The sequence below is a fragment of the Streptomyces sp. NPDC054813 genome, from assembly GCF_053611365.1.
Genome location: NZ_JBSHAF010000015.1, coordinates 42,006 through 62,215, shown reverse-complemented (window position 1 = coordinate 62,215; position 20,210 = coordinate 42,006). Strand labels below are relative to the sequence as shown.

19 protein-coding genes are annotated in these 20,210 nt (G+C 71.0%); 8 read left to right on the top strand and 11 right to left on the bottom strand.

Features of this window, described 5'->3' with window-relative positions:
- Positions 1 to 27: 27 nt before the first annotated feature.
- Both ACWGJB_RS28445 and ACWGJB_RS28440 read right to left on the bottom strand, forming a co-directional pair.
- On the bottom strand, positions 28 to 1,644 hold the full coding sequence (locus tag ACWGJB_RS28445; RefSeq protein ID WP_453382915.1) for a sodium/solute symporter: 1,617 nt from the start codon (positions 1,642 to 1,644) through the stop codon (positions 28 to 30).
- On the bottom strand, positions 1,641 to 2,153 hold the full coding sequence (locus ACWGJB_RS28440; RefSeq protein WP_453382914.1) for a DUF485 domain-containing protein: 513 nt from the start codon (positions 2,151 to 2,153) through the stop codon (positions 1,641 to 1,643). The genes ACWGJB_RS28445 and ACWGJB_RS28440 overlap by 4 nt, the downstream gene beginning before the upstream one ends.
- A gap of 533 nt (positions 2,154 to 2,686) precedes the next feature.
- Between ACWGJB_RS28440 and ACWGJB_RS28435 the strand changes: the two genes are divergently transcribed.
- Together ACWGJB_RS28435 and ACWGJB_RS28430 are read left to right on the top strand one after the other, a co-directional pair.
- Complete coding sequence (locus ACWGJB_RS28435; protein ID WP_453382913.1) at positions 2,687 to 3,190, top strand: DUF1203 domain-containing protein; 504 nt, start codon at positions 2,687 to 2,689, stop codon at positions 3,188 to 3,190.
- A gap of 284 nt (positions 3,191 to 3,474) precedes the next feature.
- On the top strand, positions 3,475 to 4,206 hold the full coding sequence (locus ACWGJB_RS28430) for a dienelactone hydrolase family protein (RefSeq protein ID WP_453383053.1): 732 nt from the start codon (positions 3,475 to 3,477) through the stop codon (positions 4,204 to 4,206).
- 11 nt (positions 4,207 to 4,217) lie between these two features.
- Here ACWGJB_RS28430 and ACWGJB_RS28425 read toward each other — a convergent pair whose 3' ends face one another.
- Positions 4,218 to 4,784: a YbhB/YbcL family Raf kinase inhibitor-like protein gene (locus tag ACWGJB_RS28425; protein WP_453382912.1), complete on the bottom strand. Its 567-nt coding sequence runs from the start codon at positions 4,782 to 4,784 to the stop codon at positions 4,218 to 4,220.
- Positions 4,785 to 4,864: 80 nt separating this feature from the next.
- Between ACWGJB_RS28425 and ACWGJB_RS28420 the strand changes: the two genes are divergently transcribed.
- Entirely contained in the window at positions 4,865 to 5,320 is a 456-nt protein-coding gene (locus tag ACWGJB_RS28420) for a MarR family winged helix-turn-helix transcriptional regulator (protein WP_453382911.1), read from the top strand.
- Positions 5,321 to 5,522: 202 nt separating this feature from the next.
- Here ACWGJB_RS28420 and ACWGJB_RS28415 read toward each other — a convergent pair whose 3' ends face one another.
- The 3 genes from ACWGJB_RS28415 to ACWGJB_RS28405 all read right to left on the bottom strand — a co-directional run bounded on the left by ACWGJB_RS28415 (position 5,523) and on the right by ACWGJB_RS28405 (position 8,250).
- Positions 5,523 to 6,203, bottom strand: coding sequence for an aggregation-promoting factor C-terminal-like domain-containing protein (locus tag ACWGJB_RS28415; protein WP_453382910.1), 681 nt, complete (start codon positions 6,201 to 6,203; stop codon positions 5,523 to 5,525).
- Between the two features lie 326 nt (positions 6,204 to 6,529).
- Positions 6,530 to 7,363 carry an FG-GAP repeat protein gene (locus tag ACWGJB_RS28410; RefSeq protein ID WP_453382909.1) on the bottom strand — a complete coding sequence of 278 codons (834 nt, stop codon included), beginning with the start codon at positions 7,361 to 7,363 and terminating at the stop codon, positions 6,530 to 6,532.
- Positions 7,364 to 7,584: 221 nt separating this feature from the next.
- Entirely contained in the window at positions 7,585 to 8,250 is a 666-nt protein-coding gene (locus ACWGJB_RS28405) for a TetR/AcrR family transcriptional regulator (RefSeq protein WP_453382908.1), read from the bottom strand.
- A 161-nt stretch (positions 8,251 to 8,411) separates the two neighbouring features.
- On the opposite strand from ACWGJB_RS28405, the gene ACWGJB_RS28400 reads away from it, so the two are divergent.
- Complete coding sequence (locus ACWGJB_RS28400) at positions 8,412 to 8,984, top strand: ester cyclase (protein ID WP_453382907.1); 573 nt, start codon at positions 8,412 to 8,414, stop codon at positions 8,982 to 8,984.
- A gap of 161 nt (positions 8,985 to 9,145) precedes the next feature.
- Here the strand turns inward: ACWGJB_RS28400 and ACWGJB_RS28395 are convergent, their stop codons facing one another.
- The 5 genes from ACWGJB_RS28395 to ACWGJB_RS28375 all read right to left on the bottom strand — a co-directional run bounded on the left by ACWGJB_RS28395 (position 9,146) and on the right by ACWGJB_RS28375 (position 14,899).
- Positions 9,146 to 11,869 carry a multifunctional oxoglutarate decarboxylase/oxoglutarate dehydrogenase thiamine pyrophosphate-binding subunit/dihydrolipoyllysine-residue succinyltransferase subunit gene (locus tag ACWGJB_RS28395; protein WP_453383052.1) on the bottom strand — a complete coding sequence of 908 codons (2,724 nt, stop codon included), beginning with the start codon at positions 11,867 to 11,869 and terminating at the stop codon, positions 9,146 to 9,148.
- 311 nt (positions 11,870 to 12,180) lie between these two features.
- A complete protein-coding gene (locus ACWGJB_RS28390) occupies positions 12,181 to 13,050 on the bottom strand; it encodes an ABC transporter substrate-binding protein (protein ID WP_453382906.1) in 870 nt (289 codons plus the stop codon).
- A 154-nt stretch (positions 13,051 to 13,204) separates the two neighbouring features.
- Positions 13,205 to 13,960, bottom strand: a complete 756-nt coding sequence (locus tag ACWGJB_RS28385; protein WP_453382905.1) for an SDR family NAD(P)-dependent oxidoreductase — start codon at positions 13,958 to 13,960, stop codon at positions 13,205 to 13,207.
- Positions 13,957 to 14,640 (bottom strand): TetR/AcrR family transcriptional regulator, encoded by a 684-nt coding sequence (locus ACWGJB_RS28380; protein WP_453382904.1) that lies wholly within the window; start codon positions 14,638 to 14,640, stop codon positions 13,957 to 13,959. Before ACWGJB_RS28380 ends, ACWGJB_RS28385 begins: the two co-directional genes overlap by 4 nt.
- An 82-nt stretch (positions 14,641 to 14,722) precedes the next feature.
- Positions 14,723 to 14,899, bottom strand: a complete 177-nt coding sequence (locus ACWGJB_RS28375; protein WP_453382903.1) for a hypothetical protein — start codon at positions 14,897 to 14,899, stop codon at positions 14,723 to 14,725.
- 340 nt (positions 14,900 to 15,239) lie between these two features.
- On the opposite strand from ACWGJB_RS28375, the gene ACWGJB_RS28370 reads away from it, so the two are divergent.
- The 4 genes from ACWGJB_RS28370 to ACWGJB_RS28355 all read left to right on the top strand — a co-directional run bounded on the left by ACWGJB_RS28370 (position 15,240) and on the right by ACWGJB_RS28355 (position 20,195).
- On the top strand, positions 15,240 to 16,295 hold the full coding sequence (locus ACWGJB_RS28370; protein WP_453382902.1) for a maleylacetate reductase: 1,056 nt from the start codon (positions 15,240 to 15,242) through the stop codon (positions 16,293 to 16,295).
- A 64-nt stretch (positions 16,296 to 16,359) separates the two neighbouring features.
- Positions 16,360 to 17,229 (top strand): dioxygenase family protein, encoded by an 870-nt coding sequence (locus ACWGJB_RS28365; protein ID WP_453382901.1) that lies wholly within the window; start codon positions 16,360 to 16,362, stop codon positions 17,227 to 17,229.
- Positions 17,230 to 17,364: 135 nt separating this feature from the next.
- Positions 17,365 to 17,853 carry a flavin reductase family protein gene (locus ACWGJB_RS28360; protein WP_453382900.1) on the top strand — a complete coding sequence of 163 codons (489 nt, stop codon included), beginning with the start codon at positions 17,365 to 17,367 and terminating at the stop codon, positions 17,851 to 17,853.
- Positions 17,854 to 17,975: 122 nt separating this feature from the next.
- Positions 17,976 to 20,195 carry a LuxR C-terminal-related transcriptional regulator gene (locus ACWGJB_RS28355; RefSeq protein ID WP_453382899.1) on the top strand — a complete coding sequence of 740 codons (2,220 nt, stop codon included), beginning with the start codon at positions 17,976 to 17,978 and terminating at the stop codon, positions 20,193 to 20,195.
- Positions 20,196 to 20,210: the final 15 nt, after the last annotated feature.

The following is a 20,210-nucleotide window of genomic DNA, read 5'->3' as shown; positions in this document are numbered from 1 at the left end:
TTCCTGTCGTGTCCGGCGGGCCCGGCACTACTGGGGCGAGTGGCGTGGCGGCGGGCCGGTGAGGAGGTGGTGCTCGTGGGATTCGTAGCGGCTGCGTTCCCGGGCGGTGGCCCGCCGCCCGGACAGGACGGTGGTGAGCCAGCCGGCCAGGAAGCCCGCCGGTACGGAGACGAGGGCGGTCGTGTTGTAGGGGAACCAGGCGAAGTCGGCCTCGGGGAAGGCGGACAGCGGTGTCCCGGAGACCAGGGTGGTGCCGGGGGCCAGGGCCAGCACGCTCAGGGAGCCGACGATGAGGGTGGCCAGGAGCGCGGTGCGCGTGAAGCGGCGCCAGAAGAGGGTGTAGAGGAGTGCGGGGGCGATGGCCGAGGCGCCGAGGGTGAAGGAGACGGTAGCCAGCGGCTGAAGGCTGCGGTGCTGGGCGAGGACGGCCAGGAGGATGGTGGGGATGCCCACGGCCAGGGCGCTGAACCGGGCGAGGGCCAGTTCCCGGGCTGGAGCCGGGGGATGGGCGCGGGACGCGGTGAGGTCGTGGGCGAGGGTGTTGGCGCAGGCGAGCGTCATGCTGGCGACGGAGGCGAGGAGGGTGAGGAAGACGGCGGTGGTGACGGTGGCGAAGAGCAGGCTCTCCGGCCGGGACAGACTGGTTCCGAACGCGGCGCGGGCGCCCAGGAGATAGGCGGTCGTGCCGTGCGCGTCGGCGGCGGCGATGCGGTCGTGACCGACGAGTGCGGCCGCACCCGTGCAGATCAGCGTGAGCATCAGGATGAACAGGGTCACCGAGGAGACCGCCCAGGACATCGCACGGCGCACCTGACGCGGGGTGCCGGCGGTGTACATCCGCATGGTGACATGCGGCAGGCTGGCACCGCCGAGCACGATCGCGCACTGGGTGCTGGCCATGTCCAGGGCGGGATGCGGGCTGCTGGAGTACTGCAGACCCCACCTGAGATAGGCGGGCCCCGCGCCGCTCTGCCCGGCCGCGGCGTGGAAGAGCGCCTGGGGCTGCCAGCCGAACATGCGCAGGATCAGGACGCTCACGACCAGCCCGGAGCCGAGCAGTACCACGGTCTTGATGATCTGGACGAGCGCGGTGCCGGGCATCCCGCCCAGCGCGGCATAAGTGATCATGAGGACGCCGGCCCCGGCCACGCACCCGTTCTTCATGCCGGGATCGGTGAACCCGAGGACGTACGCGAGGAGTTCACCGACCCCGGCCAGCTGTACGACCATCATCGGGACGAGCGCGGCCAGGGTGACCAGACACGCCGTGACGCGCACGGACCGGGCAGGGTGACGGCGGGCCAGCGCGTCGCCCATGGTGTAGCGGCCGGTGTTGTGGAGGGGTTCGGCCAGCAGGAACATCAGCAACAACAGGGACAGCAGGGCGCTCAGGGCCAGGACGATTCCGTCGTAGCCGCACAGGGCGATGATCCCGCCGATGGTGAGGACGGTGGCGGCGGAGATGTAGTCACCGGCGACGGCCAGCCCGTTGCGTACCGGCGAGAGGGACCGGTAACCGGTGTAGAACTCGGCGAGGTCGTCCGCCTCCGGGCCGGTGAGCACGCACAGCAGCAGGGTGAGGGCGACGACCGTGCAGAACGCGACGAGGGACCAGGACTGGGCGGAGCCGCTGAACTCGGTCATGGCGCCTGCTCCCGGTCCGCGACGGTCACGCGCGTCTGGCGGCGGGCGTGGCGTGCCAGGGGATCCACGAAGCGGTGCGCGGCGGCTTCGTAGAGGAGGACCGCGAGCCAGGTGACAGGGATCTGGACGAGGGCCAGGACCAGCCCGGTGGGCAGGCCGCCCGGGCCCGGGCGGGCCATCAGGGAGGGCGCCTTGACGGTCAGGGTGAGGAAGGCGGCGAAGTAGCCGAGCGCGGTGACGGTCGCCACGCGCCGTTGCCAGCGGTAGGCGCGCCGCAGCAGGCGCAGGGTGCGGTGGGCGCCGGAGCGCGGGTCCGGGGGACGGACGCCGGACAGCCCCGGCTGATCCGTCGACCAGGTGGGGGAGGGGCGGTCGTACAGCGAGCGGTCGTACAGCGCTCGGTCGTGCGGGGAGAGGTCGTGCGGAGAACGGTCGTCCGGGGAGCGGTTGTCCGGGGCGCGGTCGTACGGGGGCCGGTCCGAGGGTAACTCGGGGGAATCATGGGCCATTTCGGCAACTCCTCGTAGGGGAACCGACCCGCGTGTGGCGGACCGCGAGCGGGGAGAGCGGTTCGGGTGACCGCACGCCGTGCGGCTCCAAGATGGTGCGAAGCTGATGGCGCCGGTCGTCCGGGACGACGTCTCGTACGTCGCGATCGGGTGAGTCGGGCGCCATGGTCTCCGGCGTGGGAGTGGTCCGCCAGGGGTGCGGCCGGAGTCGGCGGGGGTGGTCCGCGGTGCGCGGAGCTGACCGTGGCATATCTGCCCAGGAGTGAGGAAGCATTAACGGAGCGCGAGGTGGCGCGATTGCTTCGAAGAGTGCGCCGTCGCACATCTCACGAGCCCCAGAGCGCCCGCCGGTTCACTCCCGGTCCGCCCCGCGCCTGCCACGGGCTGCGAGGGACGGGACGCGAACCCGCCATGCCACCACCGGTACCGGCCGAACGGGACTTCCGGGCCCCACCGGCGGACGCTCCTCCGGCGTGAAAGACGGCGTCCGGATCCCGCCAGCGTCCCCGCTCGGCCCGCGTCACGCTGAACCCATGACTCCCACCTTCTCTCCTCTCCCCATCCCGCCCGCGGCCCTCAAGGAACTGCGGGTTCGTGACGACGCAGGGAACCCGCCTCGCCCGTACACGGACGACGAAGGCGACGCGCCTCTGCGCTGCTGCCTGCGGTCCAGTACCCGGGGAGAGCGGATCGCCCTGGTCTCCTACGCCCCGCTGCGCCGGTGGGCGGCCGAGACGGACGCCGACCCCGGGGCGTACGACGAACAGGGGCCGGTCTTCATCCACGCCGAGGACTGCGGCGGCCCGGCCGACGAGGACTTTGGCTACCCGTGGGCGCGCCCCGGCGCCCAGCGCGTCCTGCGCCGCTATGACCGCCGGGGGTACATCACGGGCGGTCGCATGCTGGAGCTTCCCGGCGATCCCCGCGCGGCTTTCGAACAGGCGCTGGCCGAGGCCTTCGCCGACCCCGACACCGCGCAGGTACACGTCCGCGCCGTCGAATACGGCTGCTACCACTTCCGCGTGAACCGCCCCTGACAGAAACAGACATCACCACGGCAGCTGAGCCGAAAGCCGGGACCGGACCCGCGGCCGGAGCCCGGGTGGACGACGACGGCGGGACCACAGCAGGGCGGTCACGTTCCCACGTGCGGACCAGAAACACCCGAGGACCTGAGGACCCCCGTGGTAACTTCGGTGCCGCCGTGCGCTTGCTGCGAACTGGGGAGGTGAGACCGATCGACACTGTGACAGGTCGGGCCTCTCTCCCTCGCATGGCCTAGGGAGTGCCCGCAGAAGGCATCCCGAAGGGCTTGAACGCCATGCGCTTCATTTCTGAGACGTCCTCCGACGGCGTCTGCGAACAGCTTTTTGTCCTCGACGAGGTTCCCGGTGTTCTGTGGACGCCGGAAGGCGTTGCCGGGACCCGTCCGCTCATCGTGATGGGACATGGCGGCGGTCAGCACAAGAAGGCTCCCGACATCATGGACCGTGCGCGCCGCTTCGTGACCGAGTGCGGGTTCGCTGTGCTGGCGGTCGACGTGCCCGGCCATGGTGACCGGCCGTTGGACGAGGAGTTCAACCGGATCGCGACCGAGAACCAGGCACGTGTGGAGGCCGGCGAAGAACTCGCGCCGCTGGTCGCCGGATTCCAGGCGCTCGTGGCCCGCCGGACCGTTCCGGAATGGCAGGCGGTTCTGGACGCGGTCCGGCGACTCGATCACGTAGGCGATGGCCCGGTGGGCTACTGGGGAGTCTCGCTGGGATGCGGACTCGGCGTTCCCTTCGTCGCCGCCGACCCCCGCGTCCGCGCCGCTGTGCTGGGCCTCGGCGGGGCCTTGGCCTCGGGCGAGGACGCCGCACGGATCACCGTTCCGGTGGAGTTTCTGGTGCAGTGGGACGACGAGCGCGTCCCGCGTGACCAGTGCCTGGCGCTGTTCGACGCCTTCTCCTCGACCGAGAAGACGCTGCACGCCAACCCCGGCAGACACGGGGACCTGCCACCATTCGAACAGGACAGCACACTGAGGTTCTTCTCCCGGCACCTGACCTGATCACACTGGCGCTAGCTGATTTCGTATGTTCCGTCCAGCCGGGCGCGGCCGACGGCGTGGCCTGCGATGGCGGCGATCAGCTCGTCGAGGGCGAAGCCGGCCGGCAGTTGGGGGGCCCGTTCGAGGGCGTAGAGCTGGAAAACGTAGGCGTGCGGCCCATGCGATCTGATCGGCATGGGCCCGGCCCAGCCACGGCGGCCGAGCGCGCCTTTCCCGTGCCGGATTCCCGCAATCGGGCTGGGGTCGGCGAGAGCGTTCTCCGGGATGCCGTCCAGTGAGGGGTCGATGCCCAGCGCGAGCGCGTGGGTGGCCGGCTTCCCGATGGGGACGTCGGGATCCTGCACGACGAGCGCGAGTTCAACGGTGCCCGCCGGCGGTGGTGTCCAGGTGAGGGCGGGTGAGATGTTCGCGCCGAACAACCGGCCGCGGTGCTTTTCCGGTATGGGTGCCCCGTGTTCGAAGGCGGGGCTGGTCAGGGTGAAGTTCTCCGGGACCTGCAGGTCGGGGCGGGCCCAGACGAGAGTGTGGTGGCCGGCGCGCCGGTTGCGCAGGGCGACCCCGAGGGGATTTACGGGCATGGCCTCGACTCTTCCTGCCTGTGGATCTGGCTCGCACCGGATAGGTGAAGGAGAGATGTTTTTAGGTATACTAATGACCTATGGGGAAGCATGCAACTGAAGGTCGGCCCGCCGAGGGCGAGGAGACAGACCTCGGCGGGCAGGTGCGCTCCGTGGTCGGACGCCTCTACCGCCGATTCCGTAGCGAGCGCCCCGAAGGCGGCCTGGGAGACGTGGCCCTGGAGGTGCTCACCCGCCTCCACAAGCACGGACCGCAGACCCTCACCGAACTCAGCGAGCACGGCCGCGTCTCACCCGCCTCCATGAGCCAGACCGTCAACCGCCTCACCTCGGCCGGCTACGCCGTACGCACCCGCGACCCGGCCGACGGCCGCAGAGTCCTCTTCAGTGCCACCGCGGAAGGCGACGAACTCGCCGGCGCCGCCCGCGCCCGGCGCAACGCCTGGCTCGACGCTCAACTCCGCGCCCTCAGCGCCGAAGACCGCACAGTGATCGCCCGCGCCGCAGCACTGCTCGGCACCATCGCCGACTCCTGACCGCTTCGCGGGGAAGTAGGCCGGCCACCCGGTGGCGAAGGGGTCTTTCCAGCGTCGGGACGGACGAAATTCACGGCGCCCCGGCTGCCGCCTTCCGCGAACGGATCATCCCGAGGGTCCTCGGCGCCGTCACCACGGCCCGATCGGCACCCTCGCCTCACCCTCGGCGTGCGTCGGCCGACGCCGGCTGGGTCAGGGGCGGTCAGTACGCGTGGTGGACCTGCCAGAAGGCCCAGGCCTGGCAGGGGCTGCCGTAGGTGGTGTTCATGTAGTTGAGGCCCCATTTGATCTGGGTGGCCGGGTTGGTCTGCCAGTCCGCGGCGACGGAGGCCATCTTGGAGCCGGGCAGGGCCTGGACGAGGCCGTAGGCGCCGGAGGAGGGGTTGACGGCGAGGTAGTTCCAGGTGGACTCGTGGTCCACGATGTTGCTGAAGCACTGGAACTGGCCGCTGCCCACTATCTGCACGGCCATCGCCTTGAGTTGCGCCACGGTGTACGAACTCCGCACCGGGAAGCTGGCGGTGGAATCGCCGGCCGCTGCCTTGGCCTCTGCGCGCTCACTGGCGGCTTTGTCGGCGGCGGCCTTCTTGGCCTGTGCGGTCTTGGCCGCTGCCGCCCGGGCGGCCTGCTCGGCGTCCTTGCGGGCGCTCGCGTCCGCCTGGACGGCTACGGCGTCGGCCTGCTGGGTCAGGGACGCGGTCTGCACCTGTGCCTGCTGGTCGGCGGGCAGGTCCGCGAGGAGGGTGGCACCGGTCGCGGCCGCCTGGGCGTCGTTGTTCTGTGCGCTGCTGCCCGAGGCAACACCGACGACGCTTCCGACAGCGGTGACCGCGGTGGCCGAGGCCACCGCGAATCCCCTCAACGGCATGGGGCTCACGCGCATCGCATCCTCTTCGCCGGTGCCGCTGTGTGCGGTGCCCGACGGAATCATCTCGATTGCTGGGCTGGGCAGTTGGAACACTCTGGCGCGCCGGCCGGGCCGGCGCAATGCCGGCGGACGTGCGGATCCTCACACCCACCGAAAGACCTGGTCGGGCAACCCGCCTCGGGTTCCTCGACACACATTCGTGTGCCATCGCTCCCTTCGGGCGCCTCCCACCGCCCGTTCCGCACCTCAAGGCGCAGCCCAGCGGCAGCTTGCCGTGGTCCTTCGGTGGGACTGACCCGTGTGCGCTCAGGAGCCGGCGTCGTCTCCACCAGGAGGGGCCGTCAACGGCCGTGCGGGGCCAGTGTCTCGCCGAAGCGGGCGTCGGGGCCGGGAGCTTGCAGGGTGCCGCCGTTGAAGGACCACGAGCGGCTGAGGGAGAGTCCGTCGCTGGCGGCGGGGAAGACCCGGACACCGCCGTTGCCGCCGTCCTCGCCGGGCGCGCCGGATATCAGGTCGGCCCTGTCGTCGCGGTCGGCGGCGATGAGCCGCACCGCGCCGCCGAACCGGTCGCCCTTCTCGGGGACGCTGGGGACCGCGCGCGGGCTCTGGCTCAGCACGCGGATGCCCTTGGTGGTCAGGCCGGACGCGGAGCCCCGCATCACCCAGACGGTGCCGGCGTCGACGGCGCTGCCGATGTCGTTGCCCGGCGCGCCGATCGCCACCTCGTCGTAGCCGTCGCCGTCGACGTCCCGGACGCTCAGGGCGGCGCCGAAGCGGTCACCGGGCTTGTTGACGCCCGGGACGCCCGGTGAGTTCTGCGTCCAGAACTGACGGTTGTATCCGCCGCTCGGACTGCCCGGCCCGGCCGGTCCGCCGAAGTGGACGAAGAAGACACCGGCGCTGGTCAGGTTGCCCTGGGAGTCGCGCTCGTCGGGTGCACCCACCACGACGTCGGCGTAGCCGTCCTTGTTCACGTCCCCCGAGGCTCCGACCTGGCCGCCGCCGCTCAGTTCGTAGTGGTCCGCCCACCCGCCACGGCCGCCCGAGACGTAGACGGCCCTGCCGTACACGCCGGCCGCGTCGAAGGTCGCGTTGCCGAGGACGACGAGGTCGTCCGCGCGGTCCTTGTTGTAGTCGCCCATGGTGAGTCCGGTGGGACGGAAGTCCGAGGGCACGAACCACAGGCCGACTTCGACAGCACCTTCTCGCGCACTGTGCGGCAGGCGACGCCTTTATCGGTCTCTGGCGGCACCGGCTGACGACGCCTTCATCGGCTTCCCGCGGCACCGGCTGACGACGCCGGGAACCGGACCCCGCCGAGACCGCGGCGACCGGAGGCCGGCCCGCGCTGTCCTCGACGGACGCCGCACACCGAACCCTGTCCGCCTGACGGCGGTCAGTACGTTCGCCCGGCCCGGTGGTCTTCGCCGGATCCGGTCATCGGTTGGCGAGGGAGAAGCGCGGAAAGCGCCGTGCGGTACAGGACGTCCTCGGCGCGGTCCCAGGTCCAGCCGCTCTCGACCACGAGGGATTGCCAGCCGGTGGGTCCGAACCAGTGCCAGAGCAGGTCGGCTGTCTCCGCCACCGAGTAGACGGGCGGCGCGGGCAGCGTGTGCAGATGGCGGGCCGCTGTCCGCAGTGCGTCCCGGTAGTCCGCGGTCGCGCGCTCCCACAGGGCCTCGCCGTCCTCGTGGACGGGCAGCGCCTTGCGGATCGCCTCGTGCACGGTGAACTGACCCTCGTTGCCGGCCCGTGTGCCGCGGGCCAGCGTGCGCAGCACCGACTCCGGCGTCCGCTCGGCGAGCAGCGCCTCCATCGCCCGCTCGTAGCCGGAGGCGTTCACGCCCTGGTCGACGATCCGGTTCAGGATGTCGCTCTTGCTGCCCACGCTCGCGAAGACGGTCTTGGCGGCCACGCCCGCGGCCGCGGCGATGTCGGCGACGGTCACCCGCCCGTAGCCGCGTTCGGCGAACAGCTCCGTCGCCCGGCTCAGGATCAGCTCACGTGTCCGTGCGGCGGCCTGTTCACGCAGCGGGGAGACGTAGGAGCGCTTCGGCTGCATGATCGCACTCTATCGCGATGAATTCATTAGGTGTGATGTAACCTCAATTCCCGTCGGCCGAGTCCGGATGCCTTCGGGCGGCCGCACAGCCGGCCCCTCGTGGCCGGGCCCACGCCGTCACCACGACCACCCATCCGACGAGAGGCAGCCCCACCATGGGAATGGAGCCCACAGAACTGGCCCACGGACTCTTCCGGGTCCTCGCGGCGGGTGCCCCGGCACTGGCCGCCGACGTGGTCCACGAGGAGTTCCACAACCGCGAAGCGGCCGTGGCACCCGCGGCCTGCGCGCTGCCCGGCCCGGCCGGAGTCCTCGCCTCGGGCGCATGGATGCGCTCCGCCTTCAGCGACCTGCGCTTCCCGGTCCTCGGTACCGCGCTCAACGACGACGAGGTCTGGGTGCGACTGCGCATGCAGGGCCGCCACACGGGCCCCTTCGTCCGCTACCGCGACGGCGCCCTCGACCAGGCCGTACCGCCCACCGGGCGCGAGATCGACGTCGAGCAGATCCATGTGCTCGGTCTGCGCGACGGCAAGGTGATCCGGCACGAGGCCGTCCGCGACGACATCACCATGCTCGGGCAACTCGGCGTCTTCCCGCCGGCGCCGCCCACGGCACTGCGCATGATCGCCTGGCGTATGACCGGACGAGCCGCCCGCGCCGCCGCCCGGGTGGCCGCAGAGGCCGCCGAGGCGGCCGCGTCGCTGCGCGACCACGCGGAAGCGGGCAACTGAGGCCACCGTGCCGTGTCGTCCGCACCCGGACGGCTTCCGACCGGGGCCTGGTACGCCGCCGCTGCCCGGGCCGGGCGAGCGGGTCCCCTCGCGTGTCGTCGAGGGGGCCCGTGGCAACGGGTCGCGCGCTGGAGCGCGGGAACCCGGTCCGGGTGCCGTGGTCAGCGGAAAGCAGATGCCACCAGGTCCCCTTGCTCGTCGGCATGCCGCCGGGCGGAGCCCACGGCCGCGGCCGACGCCGGCGGCCGGCTGACGCAACCGAGTGGACGGCCCGCCAGCCGCCGTACGAGGGAGCTCACGAAGAGCCAGGCTCCCTGGTTCTCCGCCTCCTCCTGCACCCACCGCACCTCCGCGTCGGCGGGGAAGCGGGCGAGTTCCGCGGCGAGTTCACGCTCCGGGAAGGGGTAGAGCCGCTCCACACGGACGATCGCGGTGTCCGACAGGCCGGCGTCCCGCCGGTAGGCGTCCAGGTCGTAGAAGACCTTGCCCGAACACATCAGCACGCGCCTGACCCGGGTGGCGTCGGCCGTCTCGTCCGGCAGGACCGCGCGGAACCCGCCCGCGGTGAGCTCCGTCAGCGTGGATACGGCCGCCTTCGACCGCAGCATCGACTTCGGGGTGAACACCACCAGCGGCCTTCTGTGCTGCGGGGCAGCGAGCGCCTGCTGCCTGAGCAGATGGAAGTAGTTGCCGGGCAGGGTGGGCACGGCCACGCTCATGTTTCCCTGCGCGCACAGTTGGAGGAAACGCTCGATCCTGCCGGAGGAGTGGTCCGGTCCCTGCCCCTCCAGGCCGTGCGGCAGCAGCAGGGTCACCCCGGAACGCTGCCCCCACTTCTGCTCGGACGAGGCGATGTACTCGTCCACGACGGTCTGGGCACCGTCGGCGAAGTCGCCGAACTGGGCCTCCCACAGCACCAGGGCTTCGGGCCGTGCCAGCGAGTAGCCGTACTCGAAGCCCAGCGCGGCCAGTTCGGACAGCATCGAGTCGTACGGCGTGAAGGCCGCGGCCGGTGCGCCGAGCGAGTTGAGCGGTGTGTACTCCACGCCGGTGTGCCGGTCGGTGAGCACGGCGTGCCGCTGCCCGAACGTGCCGCGGCGGGAGTCCTGGCCGGCCAACCGCACCGGAACCCCGTCCAGCAGCAGGGAGCCGAAGGCGAGGGTCTCCGCGGTGGCCCAGTCGATGTTTCCCGCGTCCAGCATCGTGGCACGTCTGTGCAACTGCGGCAGAACACGCGGGTGCACGGTGAAGCCCTGCGGCAGGTCGGTCTGGGACGCGACGATGCGCCGGGCGGTCGCCTCCGTGATCGCGGTGGTCGGTGCGGTGGCCGCGAGCCCCGTGTCCTCGACGGTGACGTGCTCCGGCAGGCGGCCGGGCGCCGGCGACGGGTGGGTCTCGGCGAAGGCATGCTCAAGACGCTCCCGGTAGTCCCGCAGGGCACCTTCCACCTGCCGTGCGCCGATGTCTCCCCGGCGGACCAGCGCGTCGGCGTACAGCTTGCGCACCGAGGGCCTGGCGTCGATGCGGTCGTACATCTCCGGCTGCGTGATGGACGGGTCGTCGACCTCGCTGTGGCCGTGGCGCCGGTAGCAGATCAGGTCGATGACGACGTCCTTGTGGAAGGCCTGGCGGTAGTCGAAGGCGAACCGGGCAACACGGACGACGGCCTCGGGATCGTCTCCGTTCACGTGCAGGATCGGGGCCTCGACGGTCCGTGCCACATCGGTGGCGTACGCGCTCGAACGGCCGTGGGCCGGTGTGGTCGTGAAGCCGAGTTGGTTGTTGATGACGACGTGAACCGTCCCGCCGGTGTGATAACCGGGCAGCAGCGACATGTTCAGCGTCTCGCCGACCACGCCCTGACCGGCGAAGGCGGCATCTCCGTGGACGGCGACTGGGAGGACCACGAAGGCGCCGCCGCCGTCAGGGGCGACCTCCTGCCTGGCGCGGACCACTCCCTGGGCCACCGGACCCACGACCTCCAGGTGCGAGGGGTTCGCCACGACGGAGACGCCGACCGTGCTGCCGTCGAGGGCGCGATAGGTCCCCTCCGCCCCGAGGTGGTATTTCACATCGCCGGATCCCTGGACCGAGCGGATGTCCACGGCATCCTCGAACTCGTGGAAGATCTCCCGGTAGGACTTTCCGACGATGTTGGCCAGCACATTGAGCCGGCCACGGTGCGCCATACCGATGACGGCTTCTCTCACTCCGTGGGCGATGGCGCGGTGCAGCAGGGCGTCCAGCAGGACGATCGCCGACTCGCCGCCTTCGAGCGAATACCGTTTCTGGCCCACGTATTTGGTGTGCAGGAACCTCTCGAAGGCTTCCGCCGCGCCCAGCCGGTAGAGGATCTGCAATTGTTCGGCGCGGTCCGGCGGTCGCTGGGGCGATTCGATCCGCTGCTGGACCCAGCAGCGTTCCTCGGAGCTCTGGATGTGCATGTACTGGACGCCGACGGTCCGGCAGTAGGACTCTCGTAGTACGTCCAGCACGTCACGCAGCGTCATCGTGTCCCGCCCGGCGAAGTCGTCCACGACGAACGTCCGGTCCAGGTCCTCCGCACCGAGCCCGAACGTCTTGACGTCGAGCTCCGGGGGAGTGACCCCCTGCTGGTTCGTGAGCGGGTTCGTATCGGCCATCAGGTGTCCGCGTACGCGGTACGCGTGGATCAGTGCCGCGACGCGGACGGCCTTGACGGCTGTCTCCTCCGGATGGCCACTCACGGTGACCGTCTCCTCGGGTGCCCGTCCGCCCGTCGCGGGGCCGGGGAGGGCGAAGAGGTCCCGCCACGCCCGGTCGACGGAGTCCGGGTCCCGCAGGTACCGCTCGTACTGCTCGTCGACAACCCATTCGTTGAGGCCGAATTCCAGCCCGTTCGACACCGGCTGTCCGGTGCGGGATCGCAATGCCACGACGCGGATCGCCTTCTTTCCTCATCGCATACGGCCAATGGCAGACGCGCCCGACTCGGCGCAGAAAATCCTTCCGGCGCATCACACCACCACGGTAGGTGGGTACGGCAGCCGAGTAAGAGGGGTGAATGTGCCACGAGGGCCGCACATCAGGACATGGGCTCAAAGCGACGGCGCTCGCCTGAAATGCGGCCACCGTGTTCATTCCCGGGGTAAGGGAAATGGCGCCCTGCCGTGCCCGGTGACACCCGACGGATGCACGCGATACGAGGTGTCCGGCCCTAGGGGGCGGTGCGGAAGAACTCGGCCGCGGTGAAGGTGGCGGGCACGCCGAGTTCGGCGGCGACCGCGGTGATCGCGGCCTCGCCGATCGCGAGGTCGGCCTGGCCGTCGGTGGTGAAGTGCGGTGCGATGAAGGTGTCGTAATGCGCTCGGACCTCGTGCGGGGTGTGTCCGCCCAGGAACGTCTGCATGTGCCGCACCGTGGTGTCGGGGTCTTCGTGGATCACCTTCAGGGCCCGTCGGTGTGCGCGCAGGACGGCCTGGACCGCCGGGTCGTCCGGGTCGGTGTAGGTGGTGTCGACGGCCAGGCCCACGGTGGGGATCCGGAAGTGGTCGCCCATCCAGGCCAGCACCCGCCAGCCGTACTCGGCGGCCACCGCCTCCGGCGCCATGGTGCTCCCGACCAGCGCCGCGTCGATCTCACCGTCCCGCAGCCGGCGCAGGTCCATGCCGTAGTCGCCGGGCGCCCGCATGATCGTCCGGATGTCACGGTCCGGGTCGAGACCGGCCTTGCGCAGCACGATCCGGGTGAAGCACCCGGGGGCGGTGTGCGGGGCGTGCACCGCCAGCCGACGCCCGGCCAGGTCGGCCGGCGAGGTCAGTTCGGGACGGGCGAGGAACCAGAACAGCGGACTGTGGGTGTTGACATTGAGTGCGACCCACGGGGTGCCGTCGGTCAGCCGGGACAGCAGGGCCCGGCCGAGCCCGATGGTGGCGCCGCGGCGCAGCCGCTCCTCGTCCCAGGTGCAGCCGTCGCGCAGTGCGACATGGACGCCCTCGTCGGCGTAGTAGTCCTCCTGGTCGGCGATGTAGGCGGCCAGTTCCTCGTGGAGGCCGCGTCCGACGTAGGCAAGATCGTTCGTGTACATGGATACGTTCCTTGATCGTGTCACCGGCATGCGTCCGTGACGGTCGCGGTGCCGCGACGCCCGGTGCTCGGGTGACGGTGTGTCGGACGCTCTCCGGTGGTCGCCCGGACCGGGACGGCATGGTCCCGTGCGAGGGGAGGGTGGGACGGCGGCGTCAGTACATGGCCATTCCGCCGTTGACCGCGGCCGTGGTGCCGGTCATGAAGGCGTTGTCCTCGCCGGCGTAGAAGGCGACCGCCTGGGCGACGTCGGCCGGGTGTGCCAGGCGGCCCAGGGGAGTGGCGGCGACCTGCCGCTGCTTTGTCGCGTCGTCGAAAACGTCAGCGGCGATCCGGGACTCGACCGGTCCGGGCGAGACGATGTTGACGGTGATGCCCTGCGGGCCCAGTTCCTGGGCGAGGTACCTGGCGAACTGTTCCAGCGCGGCCTTGGACGTCCCGAGCGCGATCATGCCCTCCCGGGGCCGGCGGCTGAGGCCGGTGCCGAGATAGACGATGCGTCCCCAGCCCTGTGCGGTCATGGTGGGCAGCACCGCCTTGGTGACCGCGAAGGCCGCGTGCATCTCGGCGTCGAGCTTGCCGCCCAGCTCGTCCCACGTGATGTCCCGGAACGACTTGACGGCATAGGGGATGAGCGCGTTGTGCACCAGCACGTCCACGCCGCCCCAGGCCGCCCGTACCCGCTCGACCATGTCGTCGACGGCCGACACCTCGCGTACGTCGGCCTGTACGGCCATGGCCCGGCCGCCGGCCGCCTCGATGTCGGCCACGATCTCCTCGGCCGCCTTGGTGTTGCTGAGGTAGTTGACCACCACGCGCATGCCCCGCTCGGCGAGCACGCGTGCGGTGGCCGCGCCGATTCCGCTGCTGGCACCCGTCACCAGGGCCACCCTGCCGGCTGTCCCGGTCATGGGCCCACCTCCTTGTCGTCGTCACGGGCAGCCGGAATGGCCGCTCCGAGTCGTTCGTCGTCGACACCGGTGCCGGTGGGGCGGATCGCCCCGTAGAGCACGGTGTCGACGGTGGCCCGCAGCAGATCCGCCGCGGTCCACTCCAGCTCCTGCGGCAGCCGGGAGGTGAACAGCCGCTCCAGCGCACCGCGGGTGATCTCACACAGCAGTTCGGGAGGTGCGGTCAGCAGCCCCCGCCGATGCCCGTACCGGAACAGCTCTTCGATGCGTCGGTAGATCACCGCGTCCACACGTTGTTCCACGTACTGGCGGAGCATCGCGTCCCCGCCGCGCCCGGTGGCGAGCTGAGCCGCGCCGATCCGCCCGAGCTCGGTACCCGCGGCGACCAGGAACCGCTGGACCCGCACGTCGAACGGCTGCCCTTCCGCGCCCTCGGTCGCCGCCGCCAGCGTGTCCTCCACCGCCGCGAACTGCCGGTCCAGCACCGCGGCCAGCAGGCTGCGCTTGTCCGGGAAGTGGCGGTAGATCGTCTTCTTGCTCATGCCGAGCTCACGAGCGAGTGCGTCCATGCTCACGGGCGCGAGGCCCGGCGCGAAGAACAGCCGGCCGGCGGCCTCCACGATCGCCTCGGCACGCTGCTCGTCACCCTTGGAAACTCTCGAAACTGAACTGGTTTCCATGGTTTCCCATCCTGGATTCCCGTCTCTGCGCTGTCAAGACACGCCCCACGTTGGGCCGGGGCGGCGCCGACGCGGATGGGTGTCAGCGTTCGAGGACCAGGACGGCGCCCTGTCCGACGCCGATGCGGACCGTTGCGACACCGGTGCCGGAGCCGCGCAGGGCGAGCCGGTGAGCGAGGGTGCCGGCGATGACCTGGACGGCGAACGCCTCGTTCATGTCAGCCACCGTCTCGCCGGCCGTGACCACTACTTCATCCATCGCTTTTCACGCTGCCTCTCGACAATGCGGACCCACCGGGTGATTTTCCGTAGGGCAATGAACGGGAATTCGGTCGGGCTCGGCGACAGCCTTCGAACATTATGAGAATCGCGGGTCCGAACCTGCACCCACAGTCGGGCGCCCCGACCCGGTCCGGCCATACCGCAGATGAGTGATATCGCACGTGCTCCAGGGGGCATTGGGGCCGTGAGGGTCACGCGAACAAGGTATTCCCACGGGGCGGTCCGTCATCTTCCATGGATTCCGTTGACGCACCTCAATTCCATGACGACGCTTCCTTCCACCCAGAAAATGGCGCGGCAGGACCGAGGAAATCATCATGAAGACATTCGTGCACCGGGGACAGATCACCAAGGTGGTCTTCGGCAGCGGAACCCGCAGCCGTATTCCCGAAGAGGCCGATGCCCTCGGACGCCGTCGGGTGCTCGTGCTGTGCACGCCCGACCAGGTGGACCAGGCAGCGCGGATACGGGATCTGCTGGGCGCGGCAGCCGCGGGAACCTTCACCGAGGCCGCCCCGCACACCCCCGTCGAAGTCACCGAGAAGGCGGTCACGTACGCCCGGTCCGTGGCGGCCGACGCGGTGCTCGCCGTCGGCGGCGGGTCGACCGTCGGCCTGGGCAAGGCCATCACCGCCCGGGCCGGTCTTCCGCAGCTGGCGCTGCCCACCACCTACGCCGGCTCGGAGATGACACCGATCCTCGGAGAGACCCAGGGTCGCAGGAAGACCACCAGGAGGCTGGCGGAAGTACGGCCCAGGACGGTCGTGTACGACGTCGAGCTGACGCACACACTTCCGGCGCCGGTATCGGTGGTCAGCGGCATCAACGCCATGGCGCACGCCGTGGAGGCGCTCTACGCACAGGACCAGGACCCGATCGCGTTCCTGATGGCCGGTGAGGCGCTCGACGCCCTCGCCCGCTCGCTTCCGGTGATCGCGCGGCATCCGGACGACGTGGAGGCACGGGCCGACGCGCTGTACGGCGCCTGGCTGGCGGGCACCTGTCTGGGCACGGTGGGCATGGCCCTGCACCACAAGGTGTGCCATGTGCTGGGCGGCACTTTCGGACTGCCGCACGCCGAGACGCACACCGTCGTCCTGCCCCACGCCGTCGCCTACAACGCCCCGGCCGCCGGCGAAGCCATGGCACGCATCGCGCGGGCACTGCCGGGAGACGACCCCGCCGACTCCCTGTTCGACCTCGCGGGGCGCCTCGGCGCACCCGGGGCCCTGCGGGACCTCGGCATGCCCGAGTCGGGGATCGAGCAGGCGGCCGAACTCGTCGTGCGGGACGGCTACTGGAATCCGCGTCCGGTGGACCGGAGCGCGGTCCGCGCCTTCCTGACCCGCGCCTGGGCCGGCGAGGCGCCATGAGCCTCACCTGAGCATCCGCAGACCGACCAAGTCAGCGAACACCCCATCACCACAGGAGCACGCCATGCGTGATCTGACCAGCGACACCATCACCGAAGCCGTGATCGCGACCATGCGGGACACCAAGGACCCCCGCCTCGCGGAGATCCTGCACTCACTGGTCCGCCACCTCCACGCCTTCGTCCGCGAGGTCGAACTGACGGAGGACGAGTGGGCCGCGGGCGTGGATTTCCTGACACGCACCGGGCACATGTGCACACCGACGCGCCAGGAGTTCATCCTGCTCTCCGACGTACTGGGCGTCACCATGCTCGTCGACGCCCTGAGCAACCAGCGTCCCGCCAAAGCCACCCAGAACAGCGTCCTGGGCCCGTACTTCCGGGAGGACCGGCCGGAGCACTCCGACGCCGCCGACATCTCCGGCGGCCTGCCCGGCACCCCGCTGTTCTTCGAGGGACGGGTCGTGGACCGCGCGGGAACACCGGTACCCGGCGCCGGGGTCGACGTCTGGCACAGCGACGCGGACGGCCACTACGACATGGAGGTGCCCGGCCAGGTCGACACGGCCATGCGCGCGTTGTTCCGGACCGACGAGACGGGGCACTTCAGCTTCTGCTCCATCCGCCCGGCCAGTTATCCGATCCCCGGTGACGGCCCGGTCGGCCAGCTCATGAGCGCCACCGGCAGGTCGCTGATGCGTCCCGCCCACGTGCATCTGCTGATCGCGGCCACGGGATTCCAGCGCGTGACCACCATGCTCTTCCCCTCCGACGACCCGTACCTGGACATGGATCCGGTGTTCGGGGTCAAGGAGTCGCTGCTGGAGTCCTACGACACGTACGAGGCCGACACGGGTCCCTGCCGCGGCCTGACCGACGTGCCGTACACCCTGCTGCGCCGCACCTTCGTCCTCGAAGCCCTCCCCGCGGACTGACTTCACCGCCGTCGGCGCCGCACACGTCAGGCCGCGCCCGAGCGACATGTGGGCCCACACACCCACCGGGACCGGGCGCCATCCCGGGCCCCGCGCCACACACCGACGTTCCCCCGACTTTCACGGAGGCTTCCGATGACCGAAATCCTCGACACGGCAGTCGACTTCCGAGCCACCATGGGCCGGCTCGTCACGGGTGTCAGCGTGATCACCACACGCTCCGGGAGCACACCCATCGGCATGACCGCGAGCGCCGTGTCCGCCCTTTCCCTGGCCCCGCTCCAGCTGCTCGTGTGCATCGGCAACCACCTGTACACGCGGACCGCGATCGCGGAGCACGGCCGGTTCGCGGTCAACGTGCTCGGCGAGGACGGCGAGGCCCTGGCGCGGAACTTCGCCGCCTCCAAACCGGACAAGTTCGCGGGCGTCGAGACCATCGACGACCACGGCGTGCCGGTGCTGAAGGACGCCATCGCGGCCGTCGTCTGCGATGTCGCCGAGGCACTTCCCGGCGGCGATCACACCATCTTCGTCGGTGCCGTCCGCTACTGCACGCACCGCGTCGACAGCCGGCCGCTGGTCCATTTCGCCGGCGGCTTCGGCGCGCTCAGGGCCTCGCGGTAGGCCTCGGCGGCAGCCGCGGTTCCCGTGACCGGCCCACCGACGCCCCCGACGTCCGGCTCTCGCAGGCGAGCCACGGCCGTCGGGGGCTCCCGCTCGTTCCGACCCACTCCAGGGGAAGTGCCATGACCAGCTCCGTGCCGGCCTTCAAGCTGCATCCTCCGGCCCAGCCCCCGCATCTTCTGACCCGCCCGCGACTGCTGCACCGGCTCGACGCGGCGACCGAGCCCGTGGTGGTGGTCTCCGCTCCGGCCGGTGCCGGAAAGACGGTGCTGCTGACCGAGTGGTCGCGGGACCAGGCGGCTCGCGGCGCGTGCGCCTGGCTCAGCCTGGACATCTACGACAACGCCCCGGACCGGCTCTGGTCGGGCATCCTGCACGCACTTCACCAGGCACGAGCGGACCTGCCCGTCCGCCTCGACGAGTGCGGGTGGACGGCCGACTCCTGGCTCGACGGGACCCTGCCCGTTGTGCTGACGGCGGTGGGCGCGGCGGGACCGCTCACCCTGGTCCTCGACGGCCTGGAGACCGTCACGGACGCCGACGCACTGCGCACCCTCGCGGACTTCCTGACCCGGCTTCCGCACGGCTTCCGCGTCGTCCTGTCCACCCGGCACCTTCCCGGAGGCCCCCTTCCGGCTCTGCGGGCCCGTGGCCTGGTCGCCGAACTCGACCTGCACGACCTGGCCTTCACCCCCAAGGAGGCACAAGCGGTGCTCACCGCTCTGCTCGGATCCGCTCCCGCGGAGGCGACCGCGCGCGCACTGTACGAGGCCACCGAGGGATGGGCCGCCGGGCTGTGCATCATGGGGCGTGCCCTGGCCCGCGCCGGCAGCGAGGCCGACGTCGAGGGGCAGTCGGCCCGCGGCAGACAAGCGGTCACCGAGTACCTGGCCACCGAGGTCCTCGACCGGCTCACCACCGAACAGCGCCGGTTCCTGCTCCGCACCAGCGTGCTCGACGAACTCGGTGCCGGACCGTGCCAGGCCCTCGCCGGCGACCGGGCGGGCGTCCTGCTGCGCGAACTCGCACGAACCGTCCAGCTGCTGGTGCCCGTCGGCGCCGAGGCGTCCACGTACCGCCGTCACCGGGCACTGGCCGCACTGCTGTCCGACGTCCTCGCATCCGAGGGATCGGACACCGTCGCGGCCCTCCACCGGTCGGCGGCTCAGTGGTACGCACGGCAGGGACGGACGACCGAGGCCGTACGGCACTGGACGCTGGGCGGAGACGAGCCGGCGGCCGTCGCGTCGGTCCTCGGCGGGTGGGAGAAGGAGATCTCGGCGGGTCAGGGTGCGCGCGTCTCGCAGTGGCTGGACCTGCTGTCGCGTCGCACGGTGGCCGCCGACGCGCGCCTGTGTGTCGTGGCGGCCATGACGGCCCTGGCGGAAGGCGAACCCGTTACGGCCTGCCGCTGGCTGGACGTGGCCCTGCTCAGGCAGACGGGGGCCCAGACCGTCGGCGAGGGCGGCACGGTCGGCGACGCGGCGGCCGTCGCCCGGGCCGTGGCCTGCTGTCTGCAGGGTGAGGTCCTGACCGCCGACCGGCTCGGCGAGTCCGCCGTCACCGGCACCCTGCCGCTGACCTCCTGGCGCGCCCTGGCCGGTACCGCCCGCGGTACCGCTCTCCTGTGGACCGGCCGGTACGAGGAGGCGGAAGAGCTGCTCGGCGAGGCGACCCGTGACGCGCACGCCGCCGGACACGGCCTGGCACTCGTCCGCGCGCTGGGTCTGCGGACCCTGTGCGCACTGCTGGCCGGGCGTCACGAACTGGCACACGTCCTGAGCGGCGAGGCGCTCCATGAGATCGCGACGGCCGGTCTGGACCGGCACTTCGTCTCGGTGCCCGCCTACGTCGGCCGGGCCGGCCTGCTCCTGAGGGAGGCGCGCCTCGACGAGGCCGAGCAGGCGCTGGCCGATGCGGAAGCGGCACTTGCGGACTCCTCCCGGACGGAAAGCGAACCCCACGTGCGCGCGCTGTGGTACTTCACGCGGTCGCGGCTGGAGGGCGCACGGCACGGCACGAACGCGGGGCGCGGTGCCCGGGAGGCGGCCGAGCGGGCGGCGGGCAGGTGCGAGTCGCCCGGCATCCTGACGGATCTGCTGGGCGGGGCCGGCGGGAACACGGTGTTCGTGTCCGCCGGCCCTCGCCCCCAGGACCTGTCACTGGGGGAGCGCCGGGTGCTGCGCGCGCTGTGCGGCTCTCTGACGCTGCGTGAGATCGCCTCCGAGCTGTACGTGTCCCACAACACCGTCAAGACCCAGGTACGCGCGATCTTCCGCAAGCTCGACGCACACGACAGGAACGAGGCGGTCACCAGGGCCCGGGAGTGCGGTGTGCTGTGACCCGGGCCCTGGCCG

Coding starts and splice junctions, on each gene's coding strand:
- ACWGJB_RS28445 (WP_453382915.1), bottom strand. CDS start 1,644: ATGACCGAGTTCAGCGGCTCCGCCCAGTCCTGGTCCCTCGTCGCGTTC.
- ACWGJB_RS28440 (WP_453382914.1), bottom strand. CDS start 2,153: ATGGCCCATGATTCCCCCGAGTTACCCTCGGACCGGCCCCCGTACGAC.
- ACWGJB_RS28435 (WP_453382913.1), top strand. CDS start 2,687: ATGACTCCCACCTTCTCTCCTCTCCCCATCCCGCCCGCGGCCCTCAAG.
- ACWGJB_RS28430 (WP_453383053.1), top strand. CDS start 3,475: ATGCGCTTCATTTCTGAGACGTCCTCCGACGGCGTCTGCGAACAGCTT.
- ACWGJB_RS28425 (WP_453382912.1), bottom strand. CDS start 4,784: ATGCCCGTAAATCCCCTCGGGGTCGCCCTGCGCAACCGGCGCGCCGGC.
- ACWGJB_RS28420 (WP_453382911.1), top strand. CDS start 4,865: ATGGGGAAGCATGCAACTGAAGGTCGGCCCGCCGAGGGCGAGGAGACA.
- ACWGJB_RS28415 (WP_453382910.1), bottom strand. CDS start 6,203: ATGCGCGTGAGCCCCATGCCGTTGAGGGGATTCGCGGTGGCCTCGGCC.
- ACWGJB_RS28405 (WP_453382908.1), bottom strand. CDS start 8,250: ATGCAGCCGAAGCGCTCCTACGTCTCCCCGCTGCGTGAACAGGCCGCC.
- ACWGJB_RS28400 (WP_453382907.1), top strand. CDS start 8,412: ATGGAGCCCACAGAACTGGCCCACGGACTCTTCCGGGTCCTCGCGGCG.
- ACWGJB_RS28390 (WP_453382906.1), bottom strand. CDS start 13,050: ATGTACACGAACGATCTTGCCTACGTCGGACGCGGCCTCCACGAGGAA.
- ACWGJB_RS28385 (WP_453382905.1), bottom strand. CDS start 13,960: ATGACCGGGACAGCCGGCAGGGTGGCCCTGGTGACGGGTGCCAGCAGC.
- ACWGJB_RS28380 (WP_453382904.1), bottom strand. CDS start 14,640: ATGGAAACCAGTTCAGTTTCGAGAGTTTCCAAGGGTGACGAGCAGCGT.
- ACWGJB_RS28375 (WP_453382903.1), bottom strand. CDS start 14,899: ATGGATGAAGTAGTGGTCACGGCCGGCGAGACGGTGGCTGACATGAAC.
- ACWGJB_RS28370 (WP_453382902.1), top strand. CDS start 15,240: ATGAAGACATTCGTGCACCGGGGACAGATCACCAAGGTGGTCTTCGGC.
- ACWGJB_RS28365 (WP_453382901.1), top strand. CDS start 16,360: ATGCGTGATCTGACCAGCGACACCATCACCGAAGCCGTGATCGCGACC.
- ACWGJB_RS28360 (WP_453382900.1), top strand. CDS start 17,365: ATGACCGAAATCCTCGACACGGCAGTCGACTTCCGAGCCACCATGGGC.
- ACWGJB_RS28355 (WP_453382899.1), top strand. CDS start 17,976: ATGACCAGCTCCGTGCCGGCCTTCAAGCTGCATCCTCCGGCCCAGCCC.